Annotated in this window: 19 protein-coding genes; 8 read left to right on the forward strand and 11 right to left on the reverse strand. The window is 59.3% G+C overall.

Annotated features, from left to right (window positions below):
• Window positions 1–2 precede the first annotated feature (2 nt).
• The 6 genes from gyrA to dnaA form a co-directional block, all read right to left on the reverse strand.
• Entirely contained in the window at window positions 3–2699 is a 2697-nt protein-coding gene (gene gyrA, locus OU26_RS05115) for a DNA gyrase subunit A (protein ID WP_026646659.1), read from the reverse strand.
• 36 nt (window positions 2700–2735) lie between these two features.
• Window positions 2736–4862: a DNA topoisomerase (ATP-hydrolyzing) subunit B gene (gyrB, locus tag OU26_RS05120; RefSeq protein WP_033498932.1), complete on the reverse strand. Its 2127-nt coding sequence runs from the start codon at window positions 4860–4862 to the stop codon at window positions 2736–2738.
• A 230-nt stretch (window positions 4863–5092) separates the two neighbouring features.
• Entirely contained in the window at window positions 5093–5578 is a 486-nt protein-coding gene (locus tag OU26_RS05125; protein WP_026646657.1) for a DciA family protein, read from the reverse strand.
• The gene (gene recF / locus OU26_RS05130; protein ID WP_026646656.1) at window positions 5578–6816 is read right to left on the reverse strand and encodes a DNA replication/repair protein RecF; all 1239 of its coding nucleotides are present in this window, start codon (window positions 6814–6816) and stop codon (window positions 5578–5580) included. Before recF ends, OU26_RS05125 begins: the two co-directional genes overlap by 1 nt.
• 163 nt (window positions 6817–6979) lie before the next feature.
• The gene (gene dnaN / locus OU26_RS05135; protein ID WP_026646655.1) at window positions 6980–8104 is read right to left on the reverse strand and encodes a DNA polymerase III subunit beta; all 1125 of its coding nucleotides are present in this window, start codon (window positions 8102–8104) and stop codon (window positions 6980–6982) included.
• Window positions 8105–8609: 505 nt separating this feature from the next.
• A complete protein-coding gene (dnaA, locus tag OU26_RS05140; RefSeq protein WP_026646654.1) occupies window positions 8610–10136 on the reverse strand; it encodes a chromosomal replication initiator protein DnaA in 1527 nt (508 codons plus the stop codon).
• 317 nt (window positions 10137–10453) lie between these two features.
• On the opposite strand from dnaA, the gene rpmH reads away from it, so the two are divergent.
• The 8 genes from rpmH to OU26_RS05175 all read left to right on the forward strand — a co-directional run bounded on the left by rpmH (window position 10454) and on the right by OU26_RS05175 (window position 16662).
• The gene (gene rpmH, locus OU26_RS05145; RefSeq protein ID WP_003807168.1) at window positions 10454–10588 is read left to right on the forward strand and encodes a 50S ribosomal protein L34; all 135 of its coding nucleotides are present in this window, start codon (window positions 10454–10456) and stop codon (window positions 10586–10588) included.
• Window positions 10589–10608: 20 nt separating this feature from the next.
• Entirely contained in the window at window positions 10609–10974 is a 366-nt protein-coding gene (gene rnpA / locus OU26_RS05150; protein WP_026646653.1) for a ribonuclease P protein component, read from the forward strand.
• Window positions 10971–11303, forward strand: coding sequence for a membrane protein insertion efficiency factor YidD (gene yidD / locus OU26_RS09875; RefSeq protein ID WP_081815638.1), 333 nt, complete (start codon window positions 10971–10973; stop codon window positions 11301–11303). The genes rnpA and yidD overlap by 4 nt, the downstream gene beginning before the upstream one ends.
• Entirely contained in the window at window positions 11303–12340 is a 1038-nt protein-coding gene (gene yidC, locus OU26_RS05155) for a membrane protein insertase YidC (protein WP_026646652.1), read from the forward strand. Before yidD ends, yidC begins: the two co-directional genes overlap by 1 nt.
• Window positions 12341–12469: 129 nt before the next feature.
• Window positions 12470–13000 carry a Jag family protein gene (locus OU26_RS05160; RefSeq protein ID WP_026646651.1) on the forward strand — a complete coding sequence of 177 codons (531 nt, stop codon included), beginning with the start codon at window positions 12470–12472 and terminating at the stop codon, window positions 12998–13000.
• A gap of 362 nt (window positions 13001–13362) precedes the next feature.
• A complete protein-coding gene (rsmG, locus tag OU26_RS05165; RefSeq protein WP_033498933.1) occupies window positions 13363–14097 on the forward strand; it encodes a 16S rRNA (guanine(527)-N(7))-methyltransferase RsmG in 735 nt (244 codons plus the stop codon).
• A 277-nt stretch (window positions 14098–14374) separates the two neighbouring features.
• Window positions 14375–15319, forward strand: coding sequence for a ParA family protein (locus tag OU26_RS05170; protein WP_026646649.1), 945 nt, complete (start codon window positions 14375–14377; stop codon window positions 15317–15319).
• A gap of 2 nt (window positions 15320–15321) precedes the next feature.
• Complete coding sequence (locus tag OU26_RS05175) at window positions 15322–16662, forward strand: ParB/RepB/Spo0J family partition protein (protein WP_026646648.1); 1341 nt, start codon at window positions 15322–15324, stop codon at window positions 16660–16662.
• Here the strand turns inward: OU26_RS05175 and trxB are convergent.
• The 5 genes from trxB to OU26_RS05200 form a co-directional block, all read right to left on the reverse strand.
• Window positions 16643–17587 carry a thioredoxin-disulfide reductase gene (trxB, locus tag OU26_RS05180; RefSeq protein WP_026646647.1) on the reverse strand — a complete coding sequence of 315 codons (945 nt, stop codon included), beginning with the start codon at window positions 17585–17587 and terminating at the stop codon, window positions 16643–16645. The genes OU26_RS05175 and trxB overlap by 20 nt on opposite strands.
• Window positions 17588–17729: 142 nt before the next feature.
• Entirely contained in the window at window positions 17730–19667 is a 1938-nt protein-coding gene (locus tag OU26_RS10735) for a protein kinase family protein (protein WP_026646646.1), read from the reverse strand.
• Window positions 19668–19697: 30 nt separating this feature from the next.
• Window positions 19698–21443 (reverse strand): murein biosynthesis integral membrane protein MurJ, encoded by a 1746-nt coding sequence (gene murJ / locus OU26_RS10740; RefSeq protein ID WP_026646645.1) that lies wholly within the window; start codon window positions 21441–21443, stop codon window positions 19698–19700.
• On the reverse strand, window positions 21440–23611 hold the full coding sequence (locus OU26_RS05195) for a DUF6049 family protein (RefSeq protein ID WP_051592941.1): 2172 nt from the start codon (window positions 23609–23611) through the stop codon (window positions 21440–21442). The genes murJ and OU26_RS05195 overlap by 4 nt, the downstream gene beginning before the upstream one ends.
• On the reverse strand, window positions 23575–24225 hold the full coding sequence (locus OU26_RS05200; protein WP_026646643.1) for an NUDIX hydrolase: 651 nt from the start codon (window positions 24223–24225) through the stop codon (window positions 23575–23577). The genes OU26_RS05195 and OU26_RS05200 overlap by 37 nt, the downstream gene beginning before the upstream one ends.
• Window positions 24226–24249: the final 24 nt, after the last annotated feature.

The raw sequence follows: 24249 nt of genomic DNA on the forward strand, positions 1-24249 counted from the left end.
TTTCACGCCGTCGCCGTCTCGCCGTCGCCCGGTTCGGCGGCGGTTTGCGCGGCGGATTCCTCCTGCGGTTCCTGCGATTCGGCGGCCGCGGTTTCCTGGGATTCCGTATTCTCCTGGGATTCCGCGGTCTCGTCCTCGTCCGTCTCCTCGTTGCGCGCGATGGAGATGATCTCGTCGTTCTTGTCCGGCTTGGCGAGCGTCACGCCCTGGGTGGTGCGTCCGGTGCGCTTGACTTCGGCCACGTTGGAACGGATGACCTTGCCAGACTTCATGATGGCCATGATCTGGTCTTCTTCCTCCACGATCACGGCGCCCACCAGGGAGCCACGGCCTTCGGCGAGCTGCACGGCCTTGACGCCGTAGCCGTTACGGCCCTGCAGACGGTATTCGCTGATGGCGGTGCGCTTGGCGAAGCCTTCGTTGGTGACCACGAGCAGGTCCTTGTCGGAGTCGCCCCACACCACGTCCATGGCCAGCAGTTCGTCGCCGTCGCGGAACTTCATGCCCTGCACGCCGGCAGTCTGGCGGCCCATCGGGCGCAGCTGCTCGTCGTTGGCTTCGAACTTCAGGCTCATGCCCTGCTTGGAGACGAGGATGATGTCGTCATCCGCGTTGCACAGCGCGGCGCCTATAAGCTCGTCCGCATTCTCGCCATTCTCGTCGGTCATGAGGCGCACCGCGATGAGGCCACCCTGACGCGGGGAGTCGTATTCGGCCAGCGCGGTCTTCTTCACCTTGCCGGAACGGGTGGCGAGCACCAGGTACTTAGCCACGTCGTAGTTCGGAATCGACAGCACGGTCTGGATGGTCTCATCCGGGCCGAATTGCAGCAGGTTGGCCACATGCTGGCCCTTGGAATCGCGGGAGCCTTCCGGCAGCTCGTACGCCTTCAGACGGTACACGCGTCCCTTGTTGGTGAAGAACAGCAGCCAATTGTGCGTGCTGGTCAGGAAGAAGTGGTCGACCACATCGTCCTCGCGAAGCTTGGCGCCCTTGATGCCCTTGCCACCGCGGTGCTGGGCGCGGTATTCGTCGGCCTTGGTGCGCTTGATGAAGCCGGAGTGGGTCACGGTGACCACCACATTCTCCTCGGCGATCAGATCTTCGACGTTCATCTCGCCGGAGTACGGCAGGATCTTGGTACGACGGTCGTCACCGTACTTGGCAACGATTTCGTCGAGCTCGTCGCCGACGATCTTGCGCTGACGCTCCGGCTTGGCGAGGATATCGTTGTAGTCGGCGATCTTGCGCATGAGCTCATTGTGCTCGTCGAGGATCTTCTGGCGTTCCAAAGCGGCCAGACGGCGCAGCTGCATGGCCAGGATGGCGTCCGCCTGCACCTCGTCCACGTCAAGCAAGTCCATAAGGCCCGTGCGGGCGGTCTCAGCGGACTCGGAGGCACGGATGAGGGCGATGACCTCATCGATCATGTCAAGGGCCTTCAGATAGCCCTGCAGGATGTGGTCGCGCTCCTCGGCCTCGCGCTTGAGGTATGCGGTACGGCGTGCGATGACCTCGAGCTGGTGGCTGATCCAATGGCGGATGAACGCGTCGAGGCTCAGCGTGCGCGGCACACCGTCGACCAGCGCCAGCATGTTGGCACCGAAGGTCTGCTGCAGCTGGGAATGCTTGTACAAGTTGTTGAGCACGACCTTCGGCACGGCGTCGCGCTTAAGCACCAGCACGAGACGCTGGCCGGTACGGCCGGAAGTTTCGTCACGCATATCGGCGATGCCTTGAATCTTGCCGTCACGCACCGCTTCGCGGATGGATACGACCAGACGATCAGGGTTCACCTGGTACGGCAGCTCGGTGATCACCAGGCACATACGGCCCTTGATCTCCTCGGTGTTCACGACCGCGCGCATGGTGATCAGACCGCGGCCGGTGCGGTAGGCCTGTTCGATGCCCTTGTGACCGAGAATCGTTGCACCAGTAGGGAAGTCCGGCCCCTTGATGATGCGGATCAGGTTGTCGAGCAGTTCCTCACGGCTGACGTCCGGATGGTCGAGCGCCCAGTGCACGCCTTCGGCCACCTCACGCATGTTGTGCGGCGGGATGTTGGTTGCCATGCCGACGGCGATGCCGGACGAACCGTTGCACAGCAGGTTCGGGAAGCGGGCCGGCAGCACGGTCGGTTCCTGGGTCTTGCCATCATAGTTCGGCAGGAAATCGACGGTGTCCTTGTCGATATCGCGCACCATTTCCATGGCAAGCGGCGCCATACGGCATTCGGTGTAACGCATTGCCGCGGCGGGATCATCGCCGGGGGAGCCGAAGTTGCCCTGGCCGTCAACCAGCGTGTATCGCATCGACCACGACTGCGCCATACGCACCAACGTGTCGTAGATGGCGGAATCGCCGTGCGGATGGTACTTGCCCATGACCTCGCCGACCACGCGGGCGCACTTGGAGTAGCCACGGTCGGGGCGGTAACCGCCGTCGTACATCGCGTAGATCACACGGCGATGCACCGGCTTCATGCCGTCGCGCACATCGGGGAGCGCGCGGTCGACGATCACGGACATGGCGTACGCCAGATAGGATTCGCGCATCTCCTGCTGCAGATCCTTCTTCTGGACGCGTTCACCCACCATCAGGCCGTAGTCGGTGTTGTCGGCCTCCTGCGGGCTCAATGGTTCCATGGAACCATCCGGCACGAACTGGCCGTCTTCGTTGTTATTGTTTTCGTCTGCCAATTTCTTAATCCTTGCCTAGAAGTCCTCGCAAAGCCCTTACGCGTCGATCCAGCTGACGTTGCGCGCGTTGCGCTGGATGAACAGACGACGGGGTTCGACTTCGTCGCCCATGAGCATGGAGAAGGTCTCGTCCGCGGCTGCCGCGTCCTCGATCTGCACCTGCTTCAAAATGCGGTGCTCAGGGTCCATGGTGGTCTCCCACAGCTCCTGGTAGCTCATCTCGCCCAGACCCTTGTACCGCTGGATGCCTTCGCCCTTCGGCAGCTGACGGCCGGCCGCCTTGCCTTCGGCGAGCACACGGTCGCGTTCGGCGTCGGTGTAGACGAAGTCGTGCGGCCCCTTGGTCCACTTGAGGCGATACAGCGGAGGCATAGCCACGTACACGTAACCGGCGGTGATCATCGGACGCATGTAGCGGAAGAACAACGTCAGGTTCAGGGTTGCGATATGGGCGCCGTCGACATCGGCATCGGCCATGATGATGACCTTGTGGTAGCGCACCTTGTTGAGGTCGAAATCCTCGCCGTAGCCGCCGCCGACGGCGGTGATCAGCGATTCGATGGTGTCGGACTTCATCATGCGGTCAAGGCTTGCGCGCTCGGTGTTGAGGATCTTGCCTCGCAGCGGCAGGATGGCCTGCGTGATCGGGTTGCGTCCCTGGATGGCGGAGCCGCCTGCGGAATCGCCCTCCACGATGAACAGCTCGCATTCCTCCGGATTGTTGGACTGGCAGTCCTTCAGCTTGTCCGGCATACCGGCCGATTCGAAGATCGACTTGCGGCGGGTGTTCTCGCGTGCCTTCTTGGCGGCGAGACGTGCACGGGAAGCTTCGATGGCCTTCTGGATGATGTTCTTGGCCTCGCTCGGGTGGGCGTCGAACCAGTCGCCGAGTTTGTCGGTCATGACGCGCTGCACGAAGGTCTTCGCCTCGGAATTGCCGAGCTTGGTCTTCGTCTGTCCTTCGAACTGCGGGTTGGTGAGCTTGACGGACACCACGGCGGTCAGGCCTTCGCGCACGTCGTCACCGGAGAGGTTCTCGTCCTTGTCCTTGAGGATGTTCTTCTCGCGTGCGTAACGGTTGACCAGGGAGGTCAGCGCAGCGCGGAAGCCCTCCTCGTGGGTGCCGCCCTCGGTGGTGGAGATGGTGTTGGCGAAGGTGTGCACGGCTTCGGAGTACGCGGTGGTCCACTGCATGGCGATTTCCGCGGAGATGCCGATTTTGAGGTCCTCGGCTTCGAAATCGATGACGTCCGGTTCCACCGGAGTGGCCTTGCGCGACTTCACCAGGTAGTCGACGTAGTCCTTGATGCCGTCGTTGTACTGGTAGGTGACGGTCTGGAACTTCTCCTCACCGTCGTTGTCCTCGCCGGACACCTCGTCGCCGGCCTGGTCGGGCTCGCGCAGGTCGGTGAGCGAGATCTTCAGTCCCTTGTTCAGGAATGCCATCTGCTGGAAGCGGTTGCGCAGGATCTCGAAATCGTATGTAGTGGTTTCGAAGATCTTGCCATCGGCCCAGAAGGTCACGGAGGTGCCGGTGGATTCGCCTTCCTCCATCGGACGGCCCTTGGCCAGATGCGCGGTCGGCTTCTGGTTGATGTAGGTCTGGGTCCAGTGGAAGCCCTGACGGCGCACCTCGATGTCCACGCGGGTGGACAGCGCGTTCACCACGGAGATGCCCACGCCGTGCAGGCCGCCGGAGACCGCGTATCCGCCGCCGCCGAACTTGCCGCCGGCGTGGAGCTTGGTCATCACGGTTTCGACGCCGGAGATGCCTTCTCCCGGCACCTCATCGACCGGAATGCCTCGGCCGTCGTCCACCACGCGCACGCCGCCGTCCGGCAGAATCGTCACTTCGATATGCGAAGCGTAGCCGGCGAGCGCCTCGTCGACGGAGTTGTCGACGATCTCGTACACCAGGTGGTGCAGGCCGCGGGGGCCGGTGGAGCCGATGTACATGCCTGGGCGGATGCGCACCGCCTCGAGGCCTTCCAGAACCCTCAGATCGGATGCGTCATAGTGCTCCGGCGACAACGAATCGTCGAGCTGCGCGTCTTCGAGCTGGTCGTTCTGGATTTGATCCTGAATCTGATCTTCCTGCGTGTTTTCAGCTGATTCGTTCAGCGAATCCGCATCAAGGTCTGCCACAGAGATTCCTTCCTGCATTTACCCCGCCGTCAGGGTCATTTACGCAGGTGATACCACCTAGAACGCAAATAAAGGCCCCTTCTAGGCGTTTACATACACTGCTAGATATTCTACTCATGGAGGGGGACAGCGGGCGAGAGGCTTTATCCTCGGAATATCGCCGTTTTGCGCTCCGAAAAAAATGGGAACGACCACCCAGTGCGCTCCGAAAAGGCCCTATGAAAAGGTGACTGTGAAGAAGGTGCCCGTCAGTACCGGAGCTTCCTGGAGATACGCCCACGGCTGAATCCCTGCTGCTGTGGGCCCGTGACCTTCACCTCGTTGATGGTCAGTCCCTCGAGATTCTTGCGGATGGTATCGGTCAACGCCGGCACCATATATGACAATGTGGTGGTCCATGCCGGGCTGTCGCAACGAATCGTCAATACGCCGTCGCGCAGGCTGACGGGGTAGGAGTGCATCGCATTCGCCTTGCCTACAACCTGGTCCCAATGATCCCGCATCTGCGCCATCTTCAGATGGGGTATCCAGGCGCCGTTCTGCGCCAGAATGTTGAAAATACTTCCCATCGTCACCGGATCGCGGCCGGGTTTGCCAAAGCTTTCCCACGCTTTGCGCGACTTCTCCTCACGTTCCTTGAGGAGTCCGGCGCGTTTGCTGATGCGTTCGAACACTTCGGCCGGCAGCTTGCGTTGGTCGAGTTTCAGGGTTTCGCAGATAGGCGGCTTCGGCATCAGTCCTCATCATCCTTGTCCTGCGACCGCTCCGTCTGCGCGGTCTGTGTGCGCTTGCCGCGTCCGGCGGCGAGCAGTGCCGCCATCGCGGCCACGTCGCCGTCCATGTCCTGCGATTGCGCGCGACGCAACGCGGCGACATCGATGACATGTGCTCCGCCCTGGGGAATGTCGCTTGCCGCGGCGACGGTGATGAGCACTTGGTCCTGCCGTTTGGCGAAATCGAGTATCTGCCCGCGTCGGGATTCGTCGAGCTGGGCGAACACATCGTCGAGGATGACGATCGGCTTGGTGTCCCACTGCTCCGAAACCACCTCGTACAGCGCCATTTTCAAAGCCAGCGCCATCGTCCACATCTCGCCGTTCGAAGCGAATTCGCGAGCCGGCATGTCGTTGAGCAGCAAGGTCAGGTCGTCCCGCTGCGGGCCGATCAGATTCTGCCCGCGAGCCACCTCGCCGGGGTAGATCCGTTGGAAATGCCGGCTGATCTCCGCTGCCGGCTCGTCGTACAACATCACTTCGTCGAAGGACGGCTCGTATGACAGATCTGCCGCTTCGCTGGCTCCCGCCAGCGCCTTGTAAATACGAGAAAAGGGCTCACGCAGCCGTCCGATCACTTCGTTGCGGTCCCGCGTCACCTGCATGCCGATTTCGATGAATTGCCCGGTCCACACCTCCAGGCCGCTCAGCACGGCCTGACGCCCGTATTCGGGGTCGATTCCAGAGCCGTCCGAAAGCTGTTTGAGCAACGCGGCACGCTGTTTGGCGATGTGTGCGAACTGCTGCAGCGACTGCATATAGCGGGGAAGCAGCAGCGATGCGGCCTGGCTGAGGAAGTTCCTTCTGGTGGCGGGATCGCCCGACACCAGACGCTGGTCTTCGGGGGTGAAGGATACGGATGGCACCGTTCCTATGATGTCCCGCATGTATTGCGATTTCCCGCCGTCCACTCGTGCTCTGTTGGCTCCGCGCGCAGCGATGGTGATCTCGTATGAGCGCTGTCCGTCCGTACCTTCCACATTGGCTCGGATAGTGGCGGAGGGGTACCCCTTTTCGATGAGCGGCAGCGACGATGACGTGCGATGGCTGGATCCGGTGGAAAGCACTTCCACGGCTTCCACGATATTGGTCTTTCCCAGGCCGTTGGATCCCCGCAGAATGTTGATTCCCGGCTCGAAATCGATTACGCAATGCTCCCAGGACCGGTAGTGGTCAAGTGCGAGACGGGAAATATGCATGGAACGTCAAAACCTTTGGAGGATTTGTTTGATTCGGAGGATGGAAGTAGAAAAAGTTCGTATTGGAAGGGTTTGCAGGCTACGGCGACGGCATCTCGCTGATGGTTCCGTTGGCTGGCTGCGGAGGCATCGGACTTTCGCAGCCAGCCAACCGAAATCGGACTCAGCTGTTGAAGCGCATCGGCACCAGCAGGTACCGGTAGTCCATGGATTCGTCGGAGTCGGCTTCCTTCTGTCCGTTGAATTCCACGGGCTTGACCGCGGTGGTCATCTTCATGCGCACGAACGGTTCGCTGATTGCGCTCAGGCCTTCGACCAGATAGGACGGGTTGAAGGCCACGGTGATGTCCTCGCCGTCCATGTCGATGTCGAGGATCTCCTTGGCCTGGGCCTCGTCGGCGGCGCCTGCGGACAGGGTCAACTCCTGGCCGGTGAACATCATACGGATCGGGGCGTTGCGTTCGGCCACCAGAGACACGCGTTTGATGGCGTCGACGAGAGCCTGCTTGCTGATGACCGCCTGAATCGGGTATTCGTCGGCATACAGGCGGTCCACGGCCGGGAATTCGCCGTCGATGAGCTGCGACGTGGACACACGGCCTGCGTTCTCAAAGCCAAGCAGGGACGGATTCTCGGCATCGAAATCGATGACGATGTCCTGGTGCTCATCCAAGGAGCGGGCCATGTCGCGAAGCAGGGAACCGCGGACCAGCGCGGTGGTGCTGATGGTCGGATCGGCCGGATTCCAAGCGAAGCTCGAGCGAGCCAGACGGAAACGATCCGTGGAGCTCATGATGACCTTATCGCCCTGGAATTGGACGCGGATGCCGGTGAGAACGGGACGGTTCTCCTCACGGGAGACTGCGACGGAGGCTTGGTTGACGGCCTGCGCGAAGGCGGCGGAGTCCGCCTGGCCGAGCGTCGGCGGCACCACGGGCAGATCCGGGTATTCGCTTTCCGGCATGAGCTGCATGGTGAAGGTCGATTTGCCCGAAGTGATGGTCATGATCGAGCCATCGGTGGAGAGATAAGCTTTGGCGGCCGGCAGGGATTTGGTGATGTCGGCGAGTAGTTTGCCCAGAACCAGCACGCTTCCGGCTTCGTCGATGCCGGCTTCGATGTGATGACGGGCGGAAATGGCGTAATTGAAGGCGGAAAGCTGGAGTGTGCCGTCGATGGCCTCCAGGCGTATGCCCGCAAGAATCGGCGCTGCTGGGCGGGCATCGATGACGCGTGTGGTCCATGCCACGGCGTCGGCAAGTGCTTGGGAATTGACTTCGACTTTCATGGGGTATTCCTCGTTTCGTTCGTTCCACATGCCATTCTAGCGAAGCGGTATACGGGAGGAAAAGCGTGGGGAATTCCCCGCTTTATGAATTTGATGATTATATTAAGAAAAATCCTACATCCGTAATAATAAGCCCTGTGGATAGTGTGGATAACCGCGTTCACCCCATATTTCGCAACGGCTCGCTGACAACCGCCTTCTGTGGATAACTTCGGAACAGCATGTGGAAAACCAGGTCACTTATCCACAGGCCAAAGCTCGATGAAAAGTTATCCACATTTCCCGGTGAATAGTCCACGATTTGCCCACCGGCTCCAGCGGCGTTTCCAACGTGTTTTCCACAGATTTTTCCCCGGAAAGTGGATATCCCTGTGGACAACTCGACATAAAACGACTCACACGTCGGCGTGTCACCACGGAAGTAAAAAGGTCGGTAAATAATTTACCGACCTTGAGAAAAACGTTACGGGACAACGCCTGCGCGCCTAGTAATGGCTATGCGTGATTACTTGTCGTTCGACCTTTGCTTGAGCTGCAGAGTCAGCTCGGTCACATAGTTGTAGATCTCCTGCTTTTCCTGCATCTCGTCATTGATGCGGGTGTACGCGTGCATCACGGTGGTGTGGTCCTTACCCCCGAACACTAACCCGATATCGTTGAGGCTCATGCTGGTCAGCTCCCTCACCAGATACATGGCGATCTGACGGGCCAACGCGATCTTCTTGGTGCGGGACCGGCCCACGATGTCATCGAAGGTCAGATAGAAGTACTTCGCCACCTGGCTGATGATGTCCGCGGGCTTGATCTCCACATCGGTGGTGAAGAAGTCCTGCAGGGTCTGCTCCGCCAGCGCGCGGGTGACCGGCTGGTTGCTCAGCGAGGCCATGGCCGTCACACGGTTCAGCGCACCCTCAAGCTCTCGGATGTTCTCCGTGAAGCGCTCCGCGATGAGATTGAGCACGTCGTTGGGGATATCGGACGCGTTCATGGCCGCAATCATGCGCAGAATGGCGATTCGCGTCTCCAGATCCGGCGGCTTGACGTCGACGGTCAGTCCGGATTCGAAGCGGGAGATCAGACGTTCGTTGAAGCCCTGCAGATCCTTCGGAGGCACATCGGAGGCGATTACGATACGCTTGTTGGCCTGGTGCAGGGTATTGAACGTATGGAAGAACTGCTCAAGCGTCGCGTCCTTGCCGCTCAGGAACTGGATGTCGTCGATGAGCAGCACGTCCACCTCACGGTAGCGGCGGTTGAATTCCTTGATTTGTCCGGAACTCTGGTTGGTGTCCGCCAAGGCCTCGATGAACTCGTTGGTGAACTCCTCGCTGGTCACGTAACGCACCTTGAGGTTGGGATCCTTGACCAGCGCGTAGTTACCGATGGCGTTCAGCAGGTGGGTTTTGCCCAAGCCGGAGCCGCCATAGATACACAAAGGATTGAAATCATGTCCGGATCCCTCAGCCACGGCCAGTGCCACGGTACGCGCGAAACGATTGGAATCGCCAGGAACAAAAGTGTCGAAGGTGGCGTTCTTGTTCAGATGGGTCTCAGGATCGAGCAAAGGCCTGTTCTGGCCGCTTTGGAAGTTGTTGTGATGTTCCGGCGGCATGGTCGTCGGAATCGGCAGCTGACCCTGCGTGGTCTCGTTCGCGGGCGACTTCGCAAGTGGCTTCACGGGCGCTTTTGCCGGCAATTTCGTGGGGGAGAAGCGCGGATAGTTTTCGATGGGCGCCGTTTCGGGCTTCGAAGGCTTCTCGACGATTTTGAATGCCGGGAAGATGTCCTGTTCGGCCGATTCGCGCAGCGCCTCCATCAAAGGTTTGTTCAATTCGGTCTGGAGCGCCTGCTGGGCTGCGGCGGAGGGCACGCACAGCATGATGGTCGGCCCCCACATGCCTTCCGGATAGACGTTCTCCAGCCAGCTTTTGTCACGTACGGAAAGCGATGGATTCTGATGCAGCAACGCCAGGGCGTCGGACCATACCCCACGAGCCTGTTCGAGAGGGTCTGTTGTCGTTTTTTCAGACACGGATAACCCCTTTCTCGATAGACGTGCCATTACGATGCAACTGTATATTTGTACTCTTTTTTCCCCAGGTTATCCACCGTGGCGCGTGTTGAAAAAACTGAATTGTGAATAACGTTGACGTGGTTTGTGGATAACTTTTGTGGGGAGTTCGGCGGAATAGCAACGATTTTGTGGATTATTCTTCGTGGGGAATCCCCATGAAAATATGAAGGAAACGGTTTTGAATTTCATTCTGTTCAGGGGTCAGAGTAATTTAGTAGAGCTTGACTCATGAGGAGCCGTGCCTTGGCATGGCTAAAACACCGGGAGCATTAATTATGAAGAGGACATTCCAGCCGAACAACCGCCGTCGTCACATGAAGCACGGTTTCCGTCAGCGTATGCGCACCCGCGCGGGTCGCGCTCTGATCAACCGTCGCCGCGCCAAGGGCCGCAAGTCCCTCGCTGCCTGATTTTTTAGTGGCATAGAGCGGTGGAACGGCTGAAAAGCCATCGCGATTTCGTTGCGGTGCTCAAACGCCGTCGTAGGGTATCGCGTGAGGACATCGTCGTGCATTATTCGATGCGCGACGATGCCGTGACGGGCGATACCACGACGGTGCATGGTCGTCGTATAGGCCTGGCCGTTTCCAAAGCCGTTGGCAACGCGGTCACGCGTAATGCCGTGAAAAGGCGTTTCCGCGTGCTTGCGCGGAAATACGAATCCCTGTTACCTGAATCCTGCGATATCGTGTTACGCGCCAAGCCAAGTGCCGCACGTGCCGATTTTTTGTCGCTCGAGCAGCAGATGGCGGCATGTTTCGAAGCGGTGAAGCATAAAACCGCCCAGCGTCAATGAGCGAAAATCGTCGTCGTCATTGGACGGTGCGGCTCATCCGCTGGTATCAAAAGCATATTTCCGCCCGTACCGCGCCCCGATGCCGGTACTATCCAAGCTGTTCGAATTATGCGATTCAGGCGATTGAACGATTTGGCTGCCTTAAGGGTGGCCTTCTTGCGTTATTGCGCCTTCTTCGCTGCAATCAATGGAACCGTGGTGGAATCGACGATGTTCCGCAGCTCTATTCCTTGTTTTACAGATGTTCGTGGTCGAAGGCACACGAGGAGCCTCGGCTCACGCCTCTGGACGTAGAAAAACCTATAGGCGATAAGGAGAATGGCCTGTAATGAATCAAGATCAATTCCTCCTCGACAGCGGTTTCTGGGGCTGGCTGTATAAGCTCCTGTACCCCGTCGAGTGGCTTATGACGCAGATCATGGCCGGATTCCACAAGCTCCTGGTGATGCTGGGCATGAACGAGATCGGTTTCTCGTGGGTCATGTCCATCGTGTTCCTGGTGATTGTGGTCCAGGCGTGCGTGTTCCCGCTCTTCTATAAGTCCATGAAGGGCATGCGCAAGATGCAGGCCCAGATGGCCGTCATGCAGCCCAAGATGCAGCGCATCCAGAACAAGTACAAGGGCAAGAACGATCCGGCCAGCAAAGAGGCCATGCAGCGCGAAATCATGAAGCTGTACGAGGACAACGACGCGAACCCGATGGGCGGCTGCACATCCATGCTGCCTATGTTCGTGCAGGGCCCCGTGTTCATGTGCATGTTCTACACGCTGTCGGCCATTCCTTATATCGCACGCGGCAAATTCAGGAACGGACAAGGCCTTGGTGCCTTCGACATCGCCACCGCCAAGCAGTTCACCTCCACTAATGTGTTCGGCGTGAACGTGGCCGAGAACTTCACCACAGCCGGCATCCACGGCAAGATCGTCATCGGCATCTTCGTGGCGTTGATGTGCTTCTGCCTGTGGCTCATGCAGTACAACAGCATGAAGCGCAACATGGCGCAGACCGCTGCGAACAAGCAGACCGAAATGATGCAAAAGATGATGCTGTGGCTGTTCCCGATCATGTACATCTTCTCGGGCGTCGCCATGCCGTTCGCCGTGCTGGTCTACTGGCTTACCAACAACGTCTGCAACCTGCTGCGTTCAATCTGGCAGATCCACGTCTTCCCGACCCCGGGTTCGCCCGCGGCCGAGGCGAAGGAGAGGCGCGACCACGCCCATGAGAACGCCCGCCGTGCCAAGGCCGGCCTGCCGTCCCTCGAGGAGGAGGAGCTGCAGAAGGCCAAGGAAGCAGCCGAGAACAAGGAAAAGAACGGCTACCAGCGCGTGCAGCCGAGTCGCAAGAAAAAGAAGAAGAAATAAGTATCGGGTGTGTCCTGTGTTCCACGTGAAACACAGGACACACCGCTTTATATGCGGCAATCACCAACGTGATACACAACAATCGCTAGACTTGAATAACAAGAACCCCGCTCAAAGGAGTACAGAACCATGGCGCAAGATGATGAGAAGACCATCGATCAGCTCAATGAGGAAGCTGATATCGCTGCCGATTACCTCGAAGGATTGCTCGACATCGCCGACTACGAAGGCGACATAGAAATGGGCGTGCGCAACAACCGTCCGATGGTGCAGATCGTCGCCGACGACGACACCGACATCAAGCATCTAATCGGACGCAATGGGGAAGTGGTCGACGCGCTGCAGCAGCTGACCCGCCTTGCTGTGCAGCAGAAAACCGGCGAACGCTCCCACCTCATCGTGGACGTCGACGGCTTCCTGAAGCGCAAGCGCCAGCGTCTGCACGACCTCGCCCTGGACGCCATCGATGAGGCGCGTGAGACCGGAGAGCCGGTGGATCTGAAGCCGATGAACTCCTTCGAGCGCAAGATCGTTCATGATGTCGTGCGTGAAGAGGGGATGAAGTCACGTTCCCACGGCGAGGAACCGCATCGTTATGTCACGGTGTATGTCAAGGCCTCGGCGGTCGATGACATCGACGATATCGATGACGAAGGCTGAAAAGCCGTATAGGGTTTCACGTGAAACGTTCAAGCGCTGCTCTTTTAAGTGGCGCTTTTTTGTTGGTTTTCATACGATATGTAATCCAGTACGTTGGGCTTTTCTGCGGATTCTTTTTCGTGCCGCAATTTATTTTGCTGTTTTAAGTGCGCTGCGGCCGCCATATTTCGTTCCCGACACACTCAAGGCCGTTCGGCCAAGCTTACGGTCGGGAACGAAATATGGCGGCCTTCGCTTTGGGGATAGGCAACCTTGTTTTTCTGTACGTGTCTTATGGTCGGGGAGGGGAGGGAGTGCAAATAATGGGGCTGAGTTGTGTGTCACGTGGTGGGAGGGAGGGATTGGGATATAGGATGGTGAGCATGAGTGATGTGCATGACGAACTGGACGGATCGCCGATTCTTGAGGAAGTGCTTGGCGATGCGTTGGACAAGCTTAAGGTGTTTCACGTGAAACTCGCCACGGAAGGCGAGCCTCGTGGACTGATCGGGCCGCGGGACGTCGGCATCATCTGGGAGCGTCATATCCTGAATTCCGCGGCCATCGTGCCGTTCGTGCGAGAGGCCACTTCGAAAAGGCAGTTCAAGACGGTCGCGGATATCGGCAGCGGTGGTGGTTTCCCAGGCATCGTGGCGGCCGCCTGTCTGCCGGATCATCGCTTCACCTTGGTTGAGCCGATGGAACGCCGTGTCGAATGGCTTCATGAATGCGTTGATGAGATGGGTCTGGAGAACGTCTCCATCGTGCGCTCCCGAGCCGATGCGGTGATCGCCGCCGTCCGTGGTTCGAAGGGAGGACGAAAGGGCAGGGGAGCGGAGCCGGTCGATCTTGACGGCAATCCCATCCACGTGACCCATCCCTTCGCCGTGGTGACCTGCCGGGCCGTCGCTCCGATGACCAAACTATCCGGATGGACGCTTCCGCTGCTGGACAAAGGCGGACGTCTGGTCGCACTGAAAGGACGCTCCGCGCAGGACGAGATCGTCAAGGCAGCCAAGGAGATCTCGGAAAACGGCGGAATCCATCCGCGTGTAGTGGATGCCGAAGTCGGTCCCGGACTCGAATCGACGCATGTGCTGATGGTGGACAAGCGATAAGTTATCCACAAAACGGCGCAAGTTATCCACATTATCCACAATCGCATGAACACTGTAAAAATGCTTTCAAAAAAGCTTGGATTTGCAGCGATTACTCGGTGGATAACTTTTGGATGATTGGATGAGTTATCCACCGACTATCCACCGTTGTCCACAATGGCGCGAAGGGCTGCGCACGGAAGTGCTTCTGTCCACACGAATGATGAAACTTGAGTTTGAATATGCATAGGAAGGCTAGTTCATGACTGGACCTGGTGAACCAGATAATCTGACTTCGATGGAATCCGCGACGGATACCATCAAGCGAATCTTCAAGGGGTCGAATTCCCCGGTTGGCGCGCAGATCGCGGACGAATCATCGCGGTACAAGGCGCTGGAGCGTGCCGTTTGCCCGAAACCGGCGCAGACGAGGCTGATCGCCGTAGCCAATCAGAAGGGTGGCGTCGGCAAAACCACATCCGCGGTGAATCTGTCCGCGGCCCTGGCTCATTTCGGCTGCAGAGTGCTGCTCATCGACATGGATCCGCAGGGCAACGCCTCCACCGCCCTGGGCGCCCCGCACGCTTCCGGACAGCCTTCCGTGTACGACGTCATCGAAGGACGCAAAAGCATCGCGGAAGTCAAAACCACATGTCCCGACTTCGAAAAACTTGACGTGGTTCCCGCCTCCATCGATCTGAGTGGCGCGGAATTGGAGGTCGCCGATATGGCGGATCGCAATTCCCTGCTGAAGAACGCGGTCGACGAGTTCCTCGAAACCAGCGAGGAGCATTACGATTACGTGATCATCGACTGCCCTCCCAGCCTGGGTCTGCTGGTGATCAACGCCATGTGCGCCGTGCATGAGATGCTGATTCCGATCCAGGCCGAGTATTATGCGCTGGAAGGCCTGGGGCAGCTTATCAACACCATCGGCCTGGTGCAGGAGCATTACAATCCGTCGTTGCTGGTCTCCACGATGCTCATCACCATGTACGACAAGCGCACGCTGCTGAGCCGCGAGGTGCATGGCGAGGTGAAGAAGCATTATCCGACGATCGTGCTCGACACCACCATTCCGCGTACGGTGAAGATCTCCGAAGCGCCGAGCTTCAATCAGAGCGTAATCTCATACGATCCCAAGGGAATGGGCGCAATCGCGTATTGCGAGGCCGCGTTGGAGCTTTCGCGTCGTTCCGAGACGGTATTGCAGGCGATTGACGCAAGAAGGAATGAGAACTGATTATGACTACGAAGTCTCGTCTTGGCAAAGGTCTCGGCGCGCTGTTTCCTTCTCTTCCGGGGGAGCCTGTTTCCACGAAGCAATCCGAGAAGCAGTCCATGGAGCGGACCCAGAAGCCGGTGAAGGCCATTTCCAAGGATGTTCCGGGCAGCACCAAAGGTGAAGCCAAGGGCGATAAGAAGAACGATAGGAACGATGCGGCCACCGCGCAGGCGTCGGTTGACGCCGTCCGGGACATGAAGAAGAGTGTTTCACGTGAAACGAAGAAGAACGCGCATCACCGTGCCAGCATGCCGTCCATCTCGTTGAACGAAAGCACCCATCCCGCTGATATGTTCTTCGGTGCCACCACCAAACCGGTTTCCGAACGCAATGACCGGAAGAGTGTTTCACGTGAAACCGAGTCGTCAGGAAAATCATCCGAACGGAAGAAAAAGGACGACGAACCGGAACTGCTGCCGGTGCAGGGCGGCTATCTGGTGGAACTGCGCCTGAGCGATGTCGGCCCGAATCTGCATCAGCCCCGCACCATATTCGACGAGGACGATCTGCGCGAGCTGGCGGAATCCATCAAGGAAGTCGGCGTGCTGCAGCCCATCGTCGTGCGCAAGCGTCCGCAATCGCAAATCGAGGCCGCCCGCAAGGAGTCCGCCGAAAATCCGGTCGAGCCGCACAATATGTTCGATGGGCGCATGGACAGCATGTATGAGCTCATCATGGGCGAACGTCGTTGGCGCGCGTCGCAGATCGCCGGTTTGAAGACGATTCCGGCGATCGTCAAAACCACCGCCGATGACGACATGCTACGTGACGCGTTGCTGGAGAACCTGCATCGCGTGGCGCTGAATCCGTTGGAGGAGGCGGCCGCCTATCAGCAGATGATCGACGACTTCGGACTGACCCAGTCGCAGCTGTCGAAATCCGTTTCGAAGTCGCGTCCGCAGATCGCCAATACCTTGCGATTGCTCAATCTGCCGGCCGCCGTGCAGAAGAAGGTAGCCTCCGGTCTGTTGTCGGCCGGCCACGCGCGTGCGCTGCTCGGATTGCCGACGGAAGAGGATATGGAGCAGCTGGCCACGCGCATCATCGCCGAAGGACTATCCGTGCGCAGCACCGAGGAGATCGTCTCCATGAAGGTGGCCGAAAGCAACCAAGAGAAGAAACCGAAGGCCAGCAAGCTCAATCCGTGGGCCGGCACCCCCGTCCAGGTCGGTCTGGAGAAGCGTTTCGGCACCAAGGTGTACATCAAGGGATCAAAGAAGCATGGGCGCATTGAAATAGTGTTCACGTCGGAAGACGACATGGACCGGATTGTCGGATTGCTTATGCAGCAGCAGAAGTGAGGTATGCCTGGGCATCCAGCGCGGCACGGCATCCCATGCCCGCCGCGCTGATGGCCTGACGGTACACGCTGTCCACGCAGTCGCCCGCGGCGAAGATGCCGGGCGTACTGGTACGCGTGCTGGCGCCTTCGACTTCGATATAGCCGGTCTTATCGGTGCGTACAAGCCCGTTGAGAAAGCCGGTCGTGGGAGTATGCCCGATTGCTACGAAAACGCCATTGGCGGGGATTACGGAGGTTTTTCCGGTGGTGGTGTCGCGTACCTCCACCTCTTGCACGCCATCGTTGTCGCCGTGGATTTCCTGGACCACGGCATCGAGCACGAAATCGATTTTCGGATTGCTCCGCGCCCGCTCCACCATGATGTGCGAGGCGCGGAACGTGGAACGACGGTGGATCAGCGTTACGGATGATCCGAAGCGGGACAGGAAATCCGCCTCCTCGAAGGCGCTGTCGCCGCCGCCGACCACCACGATCGGCTTGCCGCGGAAGAAGAAGCCATCGCATGTCGCGCAGTAGGAGACGCCTCTTCCGGCATATTCCGCCTCGCCCGGCACGCCCAGCTTGCGATAGTCGGAGCCCGTGGCGATGATCAATGCACGTGCGTCATGCCTTTCGCCGCCGTCGAGAACGACGGTTATGATGTCGGACGCTTCGTCGCGGGAGATCGATACGGCATCGTTCTGGATGATATCCGCACCGTATTTTTCCGCCTGCCTACGCATGTTGTCCATCAGATCGGGGCCCATGATGCCGTCGGGGAAGCCTGGGAAATTCTCCACTTCGGTGGTGTTGACCAATTGCCCGCCCGGTGTCAGCGCACCCGCCACGACCAGCGGCTTGAAACCGCCACGACCAAGATAGATCGCCGCGGTGTATCCTGCGGGGCCGGAACCGATAATCACAACATCATGCACGTCACTCATGATATCCACTGTAATGCAGGATCGGACACGGAAACAATGTTTCACGTGAAACGAAACGGTACGTGAAACAAGCGAAACGAAAAGAGGACGTGTGGAAAATCTCCACACGTCCTCTTTCGCTGTGTCGCGCGATTGCGGCGGATTAGAACACCTGAATCGATTCGATGTACAGCTGGCTGCCGGGAAGGCTGTTCAGCGGCACCCACAGCAGGATGTCCTGCGTTTCCACGGTCTTGTCGAACTTGACGTCGGTGGTTCCGCTGGTGTCGAATTCGAATTGGGCCACCTGCTCGCCCTGAGTCGGGTTCGACGTGGTGTTCACGCGGATGTAGCCTTGGCCTCCGGAGGAGCGGATCTTGATCGTCATGCGGGACACCTTCTGCGACTGGCTGAGGTGCAGATAATAGCCGTATCCCTGCTGTCCATCCGGATTCGACAGGAACTGGCGGTTGTCGATCTCGTATGCAGTGGTGTTTTCCGGAGCCTTCGGATCGGGGACCTGCTTGGCCTCCTTGTCGGGGCTCTTCTCGGTGGTTCCGCTCGATTGGGCGGAGTCGTCGGTATCGGAGGAATCCGCATCGGCGGCGGTTCCACCCGGTCCGAACGGGACCTTGTCAAGATTCATTTCCGGCCACGGATTTCCGGAATTGCTGCTGGTATCCGAAGAAGCGGAGTTCTGGAACAGCCCATGCAGGGCGAATCCCAAAGCCACAGCCACCACGACGACGGCCACGATGATGGCCGCCACCTTGGTCTTCATGTTGCCGAACAGCTTGGCGTCGGCGACTTCGGTCGAGGTGGAAGAAGAGCCTCCGTTTGGCGCGAAGCTTGGTGGGGCGGGGGTCGTCACCGAGTTCTGATACGCCTCCTCAATCGCTTCCTGCTCCGCCTTCAACGCACGCGCGGACTCCTCTCCTGGCTGGATGACTCGTCCATCAGGTCCAATCACCGGGATGCGGCCGGTCTTTTCCAACTGCGAATCGTCGGTCTGCTGATCCGACGAAGGCGCGGAAACGCGGATGGGGAAGGAGAAGGGGTAATCGCCGGTCTCTTCGTCGGCACCGTCGATGTCCTCCTCGGTCAGGATTTCGCGGCCGTTCTTCCACAGCGATTTCACCGCGCCGCTCGTAGCCGCCACGCCCTTGGCCAGCGCCTCCTTGCTATCGGAGAGATCGGTATGAGGAACGGGGGCTTCAAACGTCATTTCGGGGATGCTACCCGATTCGCTGAGCGTCTCCGGAAGTGGGAAAGTATCCTGTTCGAGAGCCTGCAATAGGGGGACGTTGACAATCGAGCATTCCGAGTTCGCGGAAGGCAGAATCACGTCGGTGCCGTGCAGCTGCGAAAGCGGCTGGTAATCGCCCAGCAACGCCTCCAATTCGGCGACGGTCGCCATCGGCACGGTCGGGAAGCCGTCCTTCTCCTTGAGATTCAGTCCACGCTTGCAGATCACGCGGAATTCCATCGGCACGTTCGGCGCGATCGCTTCAAGACGGAAATCCGTGGACAATGTCGACGGCTGCCTCGTCAGCAGCGAATACAGCAAAGCGGCCACCTGCCGAATCGCAAGCTGCTCCTTGCTTTCCGTGACCTGCGAACGTGAGGTGTCGGCAAGCATGACGCTGATGGGGGCATCGGCGATTTCCACGCCATTGCGGGTCAAACGCACGGTGTCCGTATTGATCGAGAAATGGGTGAGGCTGTCCTTCTGCAGCACATGGAAGGCTTCGACGACCTCGCCGAGGATAGAGCGTATCGCGGTAAAGCTCAGCGGCTTGTCACGCGACGCGAGGTATTCGGTCAGCGGCATGCCGGCATCGAGCTGCGTGACGACCAGAGCCACTTCGCCGACGTGCTGGAGCTGAAGAACCTGGGTGAAGTGGGAGTCATGGGAGATCGCCAGCATGGATGCCGTGGCGTTGACGTCCTGCAGCGCCTTGCGGTTGTTGACGATGAAAAGCTGGCAATCCCTGGCAAGCACATGGTCGCTTGCTTTCCAAACCTGCAGGCCGGTTTCCTCACGCAATGGCGAAACCAGCACATAGCGGTTGCTGATGGTATCTCCCAGTTGAGGTTTCATGGTTTCCTTCAACTTCTGTAACGATGATTTCTACTTGTGATTCTGTTCCTGTTCGCCGTTTTCGGCGTCGCTTCGCCCCAGTTTACCGTTGGGGCTGGTCGGCTTGCCATACCTGCCGGCAAGCCCATGAATGTGTGAAACGATTATGGTTTTCATGGAAGCGAGTTCCTCGGAACGCAGCGCCCACAGGCATGCCAGATAGACGATGGCGATGATGATGGCCAGGATCATCGCGGACAGGACGGCCTGCCCCCAATTCATCGCGCCGTCGTCGCGTCCGATACGCGCCCCGACCAGCCGATAGACGCCGTCGCGGCAGAAAAGGCCCACGGCGATCGCCGAGATTTCCGCGATGATGGATTTCGCGTAGGACAGGAATATGCGACGTCCGTCCACGTTGCCGTTGAATCGTTTGCGCAGCATGACGAACAGGATCGGGAACGGCAGCATGAAGCTCAATGTGCCGGATACGCCGATCAGCGTGACCCAATCGGTCGGCGGCAAAACCGCCTCGCCGACCAGCAGGACGATCACCTGCGTTCCGATGGACATGACGGTGAACAGGAATGGATTCCTGCCGTCCTCGAACGAATAGAAGGTCCGTTGGATGATCAGATAGGAGCTGGCGAACGGAATGCCGAAGCCGAGCGCGACCAGCGGTCCGCACATGAGCAACGCCTCGCGTACGGTCACGGACGGCAGCAGCGACAGGATGATCGGCAGCGGAAGTACCACGAACGCGGCTCCGAAGAAGCACATGATAAGTCCCATGACCCGCAACGATTGGCTCAGGTCGTTGCGTGCCTCGGCAAGGTTGCGTTCGGCGATCGCTCGGGAGATCTTCGGGAAGATGGCGGTGGCCACGGACACCGCGATCAGCGAATAAGGGAGCATGTAGATGGTATACGCGTTCTGATAGGTCGCGTTGCCGGCCACGTCGAGCGGATTGATATGGAGCTTCAGTTGTGCCGTGAGCGGTGCGCTGGTGGCGACGCGGGTGATCAGGATGTTGCCGATCTGGTCGACGATGACGATGCCGACGCTCCAGATGGCGACCGGTCCCATCGAACGCAGACCAATGCCGTGGATGCCGAATTTCGGACGGTATCGCAGGCCGATTTTCGTCAGTGGAATGAACAGCACCAGCGCTTGGAAGGCCACGCCCAGCGTCCATGCTCCCGCGGTCAGCGCGATTTTCGTCGGCGTCCAGAATTCCAGCGGACGTTCGGTGGCCCTGCCGAATAGCGCGATGAACGTGCCGAAACCGATGCAGCTGATGACATTCGCGCCGACCGAGCTCCACGCGTAGGTGACGAAATGGTCCTTCGCGGCGAGGATCTGTCCGACCACCGTATACAGGCCGTAGAAGAAGATCTGGGGCATGCACCACAGGGTGAACGATGTGGCGAGGGCCATGGTTTCAGGGCTGCCGTTGACGTACAGTCTGGTTAGCAGAGGCGTGGCGATGGCCATAAGCAGCGTCACGCCCAGCAGCATGGTGATGGCAAGGGTGATGAGCTTGTTGAGCTTGGTCTCGGCATCCTTGGCTTTCAGCGTGCGCACGATCTGCGGCACAAGCACGGCATTGAAGATGCCGCCGGAAACCAAGGTATAGATGACTTGCGGAATCATCGATCCGGCCTGGTAGGCGTTCGCGGCATAGCCGGTGGTGCCCAAAGCCCAGGCGAGCAGGATGGTGCGGACCTGTCCGGTTACGCGCGAAGCGGCGGTGCCGGAGGCCATGATCAGCGAATTACGGCCAACGGAAGAACTCATTCGTCGGGATCCTTCTTACGGTTGAATTGACGCCACAGTCCCACGATGCCCAAAAGAACGGCGAAACCGATGATGATGAAGCCGCTTTTGTCGCTGATCTGCAGCGCGCTGGTGATGTGCGTGACCTGCGCGGCGCCGAACGCCGCGCCGTTTCTGTCGAACAGGTTGATGGTGGCGTTCGCCGTTCCGGAGGTGGCCACGCGGATGGTGAACACCACCTGTGCCTCGCCGTGCGCGGGTACCTCCACGGTGTCGAAGCGCGACGTGACGATTTGCATGGAATCGGTAAGGGAGGAGACCTTCACCTTCACCGGATAGGGGTGGCTGTTACTGATGGTCACCGGCATTTTTGCGGTTTCGCTGACCACGTTCACGCTTTCCGTCGGGGTGATCGCCACACCATTGATCAACAGGGAAGCGATCTGCGTCGTTCCCTCCGTCATGGTGCTTCTGGAAGGGCTTTCGTTGCCCAGCGCATGCAGGGCCATGGCGGCGTGCGTCCGCGTGAGCTGCCTGCTCCATTGGGCTATGTCGGAACGGGTGCTTGACGGGGTTTTCTTGCTTGGCTTGGCGAGAATCGACGTGTTGAATCGTTTGATGTCGTTCGAAGCGTTCGCCAGCGTGCTCAACGTCTGTTGGAGCGCGTTGCGCTCCTCGTCGGACAGCCCGTCCGATTCGGGGATGATGGCTTCCGTCTCGTCGTCGTCCGACGTGGTGTCCGCCTGCTTCAACGTGGCGAGATCGGTGAGGCTCAGCCATGGCGATTGCTCGATGTCGGTCATGAGCTTCTCCACGATGGCCGGATCGGAATCCTCGTCGAGGCAGACCAGCAGATTGCGCTCCGCATACGGCTGTTCCATCTGGTAGAACGCGCTCTGCGCCACGAATCGCGCGAGTCTGCCGGCGGTGCTTCCTTCACCGTCGGCACCGGCCTCGTCGCTGGTGGCCTTGCCCTGCGCCAAATCGGACAGCACCTTCTGCGCGGACAGGACGGTGACATCGCCCGCATTGGTGGAGACCACCGTCTTGCCGGTCTGCACGGTCGCCTTGTCGTCCTCCTCAAAATCGTGGGTGGCGATGACGGTGTCGTATCCCTGCTGACGTGCCTTCGTCAGCGCCTTCATCGTCCAATTGCCGTTGCCCTGCCATGCATAGCGCGCGATGTCCGCCTGAGAATCACCCAAGGACGATCGATATATCCGCAGTGCGTTGTCGGCATTCCATTCCGTATCGTTGATGCCGGCCGCGGCATACGTGGATTCGTTGCCCAGCGCGGAATACGCGGTCATGTCGAACAGCACGGGCTGGGTGACGCCGTCGACTTGGGTCGGCATCGACATCGCCTTCAGATAGGTGGGATCGCCCACCACCTGCAGCATGTCGTGTTTGGCGAAGACCTGTTCCAGCGATTTGAGCCGTGTGTCGTCGTCTTTGCCGGGGACGGCGATTTTCGACAGCTTCGCATCGGTTACTCCGCCTTCGTCGACCAGCTGTCCAAGCAGCTTGCCGTCGGTCGTCCATCCGTTGGCGGCGAGCGGCTGCGCGACGGTGATATGCATTGCCGGCGTGTTGGGAGAGTTGAGTCCGGCTCCGGTGCGCGTCACGAAGGTGTGCGACCGTGCAAGGGCGGTGCCGTCCGCCGAATATTCCAGCATTACCGGCTTGGGTCCCCAGGAATTAATGGCGGAGAGCGACTGCTGGTTCGCGTCGGCGTCGATATTCACTTTGACGCTGCCGCCCGGCTGCAGCGCGGGCACGTCGGTTTCCCCTACGATATTTGGGGTGGAGATGAGGCTGGTTCCTTCCGACCATTCCTGGATGTCGTTGCGCGACACGAAGGTGTAGAAGGCGTTCATGGCCAGCGTCAGCGTTCCTGCGGGAAGCTTCTGGTCGGTGGTGTTGGTCACCGTGGCGCTCAGATGGTATCCGGACGTGTCCGTCAGCACGGCGGTGGAGGAGTCGATGGACACCATCCCGGCCGCAGCGCTCGTCGCGTCCACGGATTCTGTGGCCTGCGCCTCGGGCATGGGTGCGTATAACAACATCAACGCCATGGTCAACACCATGGCGAGGATGGACGATAACGCGCGAAGGCCATGCCGAGCATGCCATTGTGCGGATTGATTCACTGTCACGCCTGTCTGTTGAGTTTCCTTGCGTACAACCATGCTATCTTTCGTTCGTTCGGGTAGCTCAGAACATCGTCCAAATCGGCGAAATCCACCCAAATGGCATCCTCGGCCTCATGGTCGGGGTCTCCTTCGACGGTCAGTTCGCCGCCGATCTGCCGCAGTGCGAAGTGGTGCACGAGTTTGTGCACGCGCTGGCTGGTGCCGGTGAACCAATAGTCGATGGTGGCGATGGAATCGACCACCTCGCCCAGGATGCCGGTTTCCTCATGCACTTCGCGCACTGCCGTCTGCTGCGGCGTCTCGCCTTTTTCGATGTGTCCCTTCGGCAGACACCATTCCAGATGTCCGCTTCGCGAATGACGTGCGATGATCGCCACGCGACCTTTGTCGTCGAACACCAGCCCGCCCGCCGAATATTCGCGTACCACCGGCAATTCCTGCGCGTCGAGCGATGCGAACGTGGTCGGTCCGTCCGCGCTGCGCCGCCGTGGCATCATCGCCGGCGTCGGCGCGCTCGGCGTGACGATCGTCCGCTGCTGCAACGACACCGACTGCGATGTGTACAGCAGTTTGTCCGGTTCCAACGGATTTTGGGCATGGTCGTCCGCAGCATCGGCAAGCATGCGTGCAAGATCTGCGGGCGTAATCATGATTCCAACCATACTCAATTCTGT

It is taken from the genome of Bifidobacterium ruminantium DSM 6489 (assembly GCF_000770925.1).
Taxonomy (GTDB): Bacteria; Actinomycetota; Actinomycetes; order Actinomycetales; family Bifidobacteriaceae; genus Bifidobacterium; species Bifidobacterium ruminantium.

Coding starts and splice junctions, on each gene's coding strand:
- dnaN (WP_026646655.1), bottom strand. CDS start 8,104: ATGAAAGTCGAAGTCAATTCCCAAGCACTTGCCGACGCCGTGGCATGG.
- OU26_RS05175 (WP_026646648.1), top strand. CDS start 15,322: ATGACTACGAAGTCTCGTCTTGGCAAAGGTCTCGGCGCGCTGTTTCCT.
- OU26_RS05125 (WP_026646657.1), bottom strand. CDS start 5,578: ATGCCGAAGCCGCCTATCTGCGAAACCCTGAAACTCGACCAACGCAAG.
- trxB (WP_026646647.1), bottom strand. CDS start 17,587: ATGAGTGACGTGCATGATGTTGTGATTATCGGTTCCGGCCCCGCAGGA.
- gyrB (WP_033498932.1), bottom strand. CDS start 4,862: ATGCAGGAAGGAATCTCTGTGGCAGACCTTGATGCGGATTCGCTGAAC.
- OU26_RS10735 (WP_026646646.1), bottom strand. CDS start 19,667: ATGAAACCTCAACTGGGAGATACCATCAGCAACCGCTATGTGCTGGTT.
- OU26_RS05160 (WP_026646651.1), top strand. CDS start 12,470: ATGGCGCAAGATGATGAGAAGACCATCGATCAGCTCAATGAGGAAGCT.
- OU26_RS05195 (WP_051592941.1), bottom strand. CDS start 23,611: ATGGTTGTACGCAAGGAAACTCAACAGACAGGCGTGACAGTGAATCAA.
- rpmH (WP_003807168.1), top strand. CDS start 10,454: ATGAAGAGGACATTCCAGCCGAACAACCGCCGTCGTCACATGAAGCAC.
- recF (WP_026646656.1), bottom strand. CDS start 6,816: ATGCATATTTCCCGTCTCGCACTTGACCACTACCGGTCCTGGGAGCAT.
- OU26_RS05200 (WP_026646643.1), bottom strand. CDS start 24,225: ATGATTACGCCCGCAGATCTTGCACGCATGCTTGCCGATGCTGCGGAC.
- yidC (WP_026646652.1), top strand. CDS start 11,303: ATGAATCAAGATCAATTCCTCCTCGACAGCGGTTTCTGGGGCTGGCTG.
- OU26_RS05170 (WP_026646649.1), top strand. CDS start 14,375: ATGGAATCCGCGACGGATACCATCAAGCGAATCTTCAAGGGGTCGAAT.
- yidD (WP_081815638.1), top strand. CDS start 10,971: ATGAGCGAAAATCGTCGTCGTCATTGGACGGTGCGGCTCATCCGCTGG.
- murJ (WP_026646645.1), bottom strand. CDS start 21,443: ATGAGTTCTTCCGTTGGCCGTAATTCGCTGATCATGGCCTCCGGCACC.
- rsmG (WP_033498933.1), top strand. CDS start 13,363: ATGAGTGATGTGCATGACGAACTGGACGGATCGCCGATTCTTGAGGAA.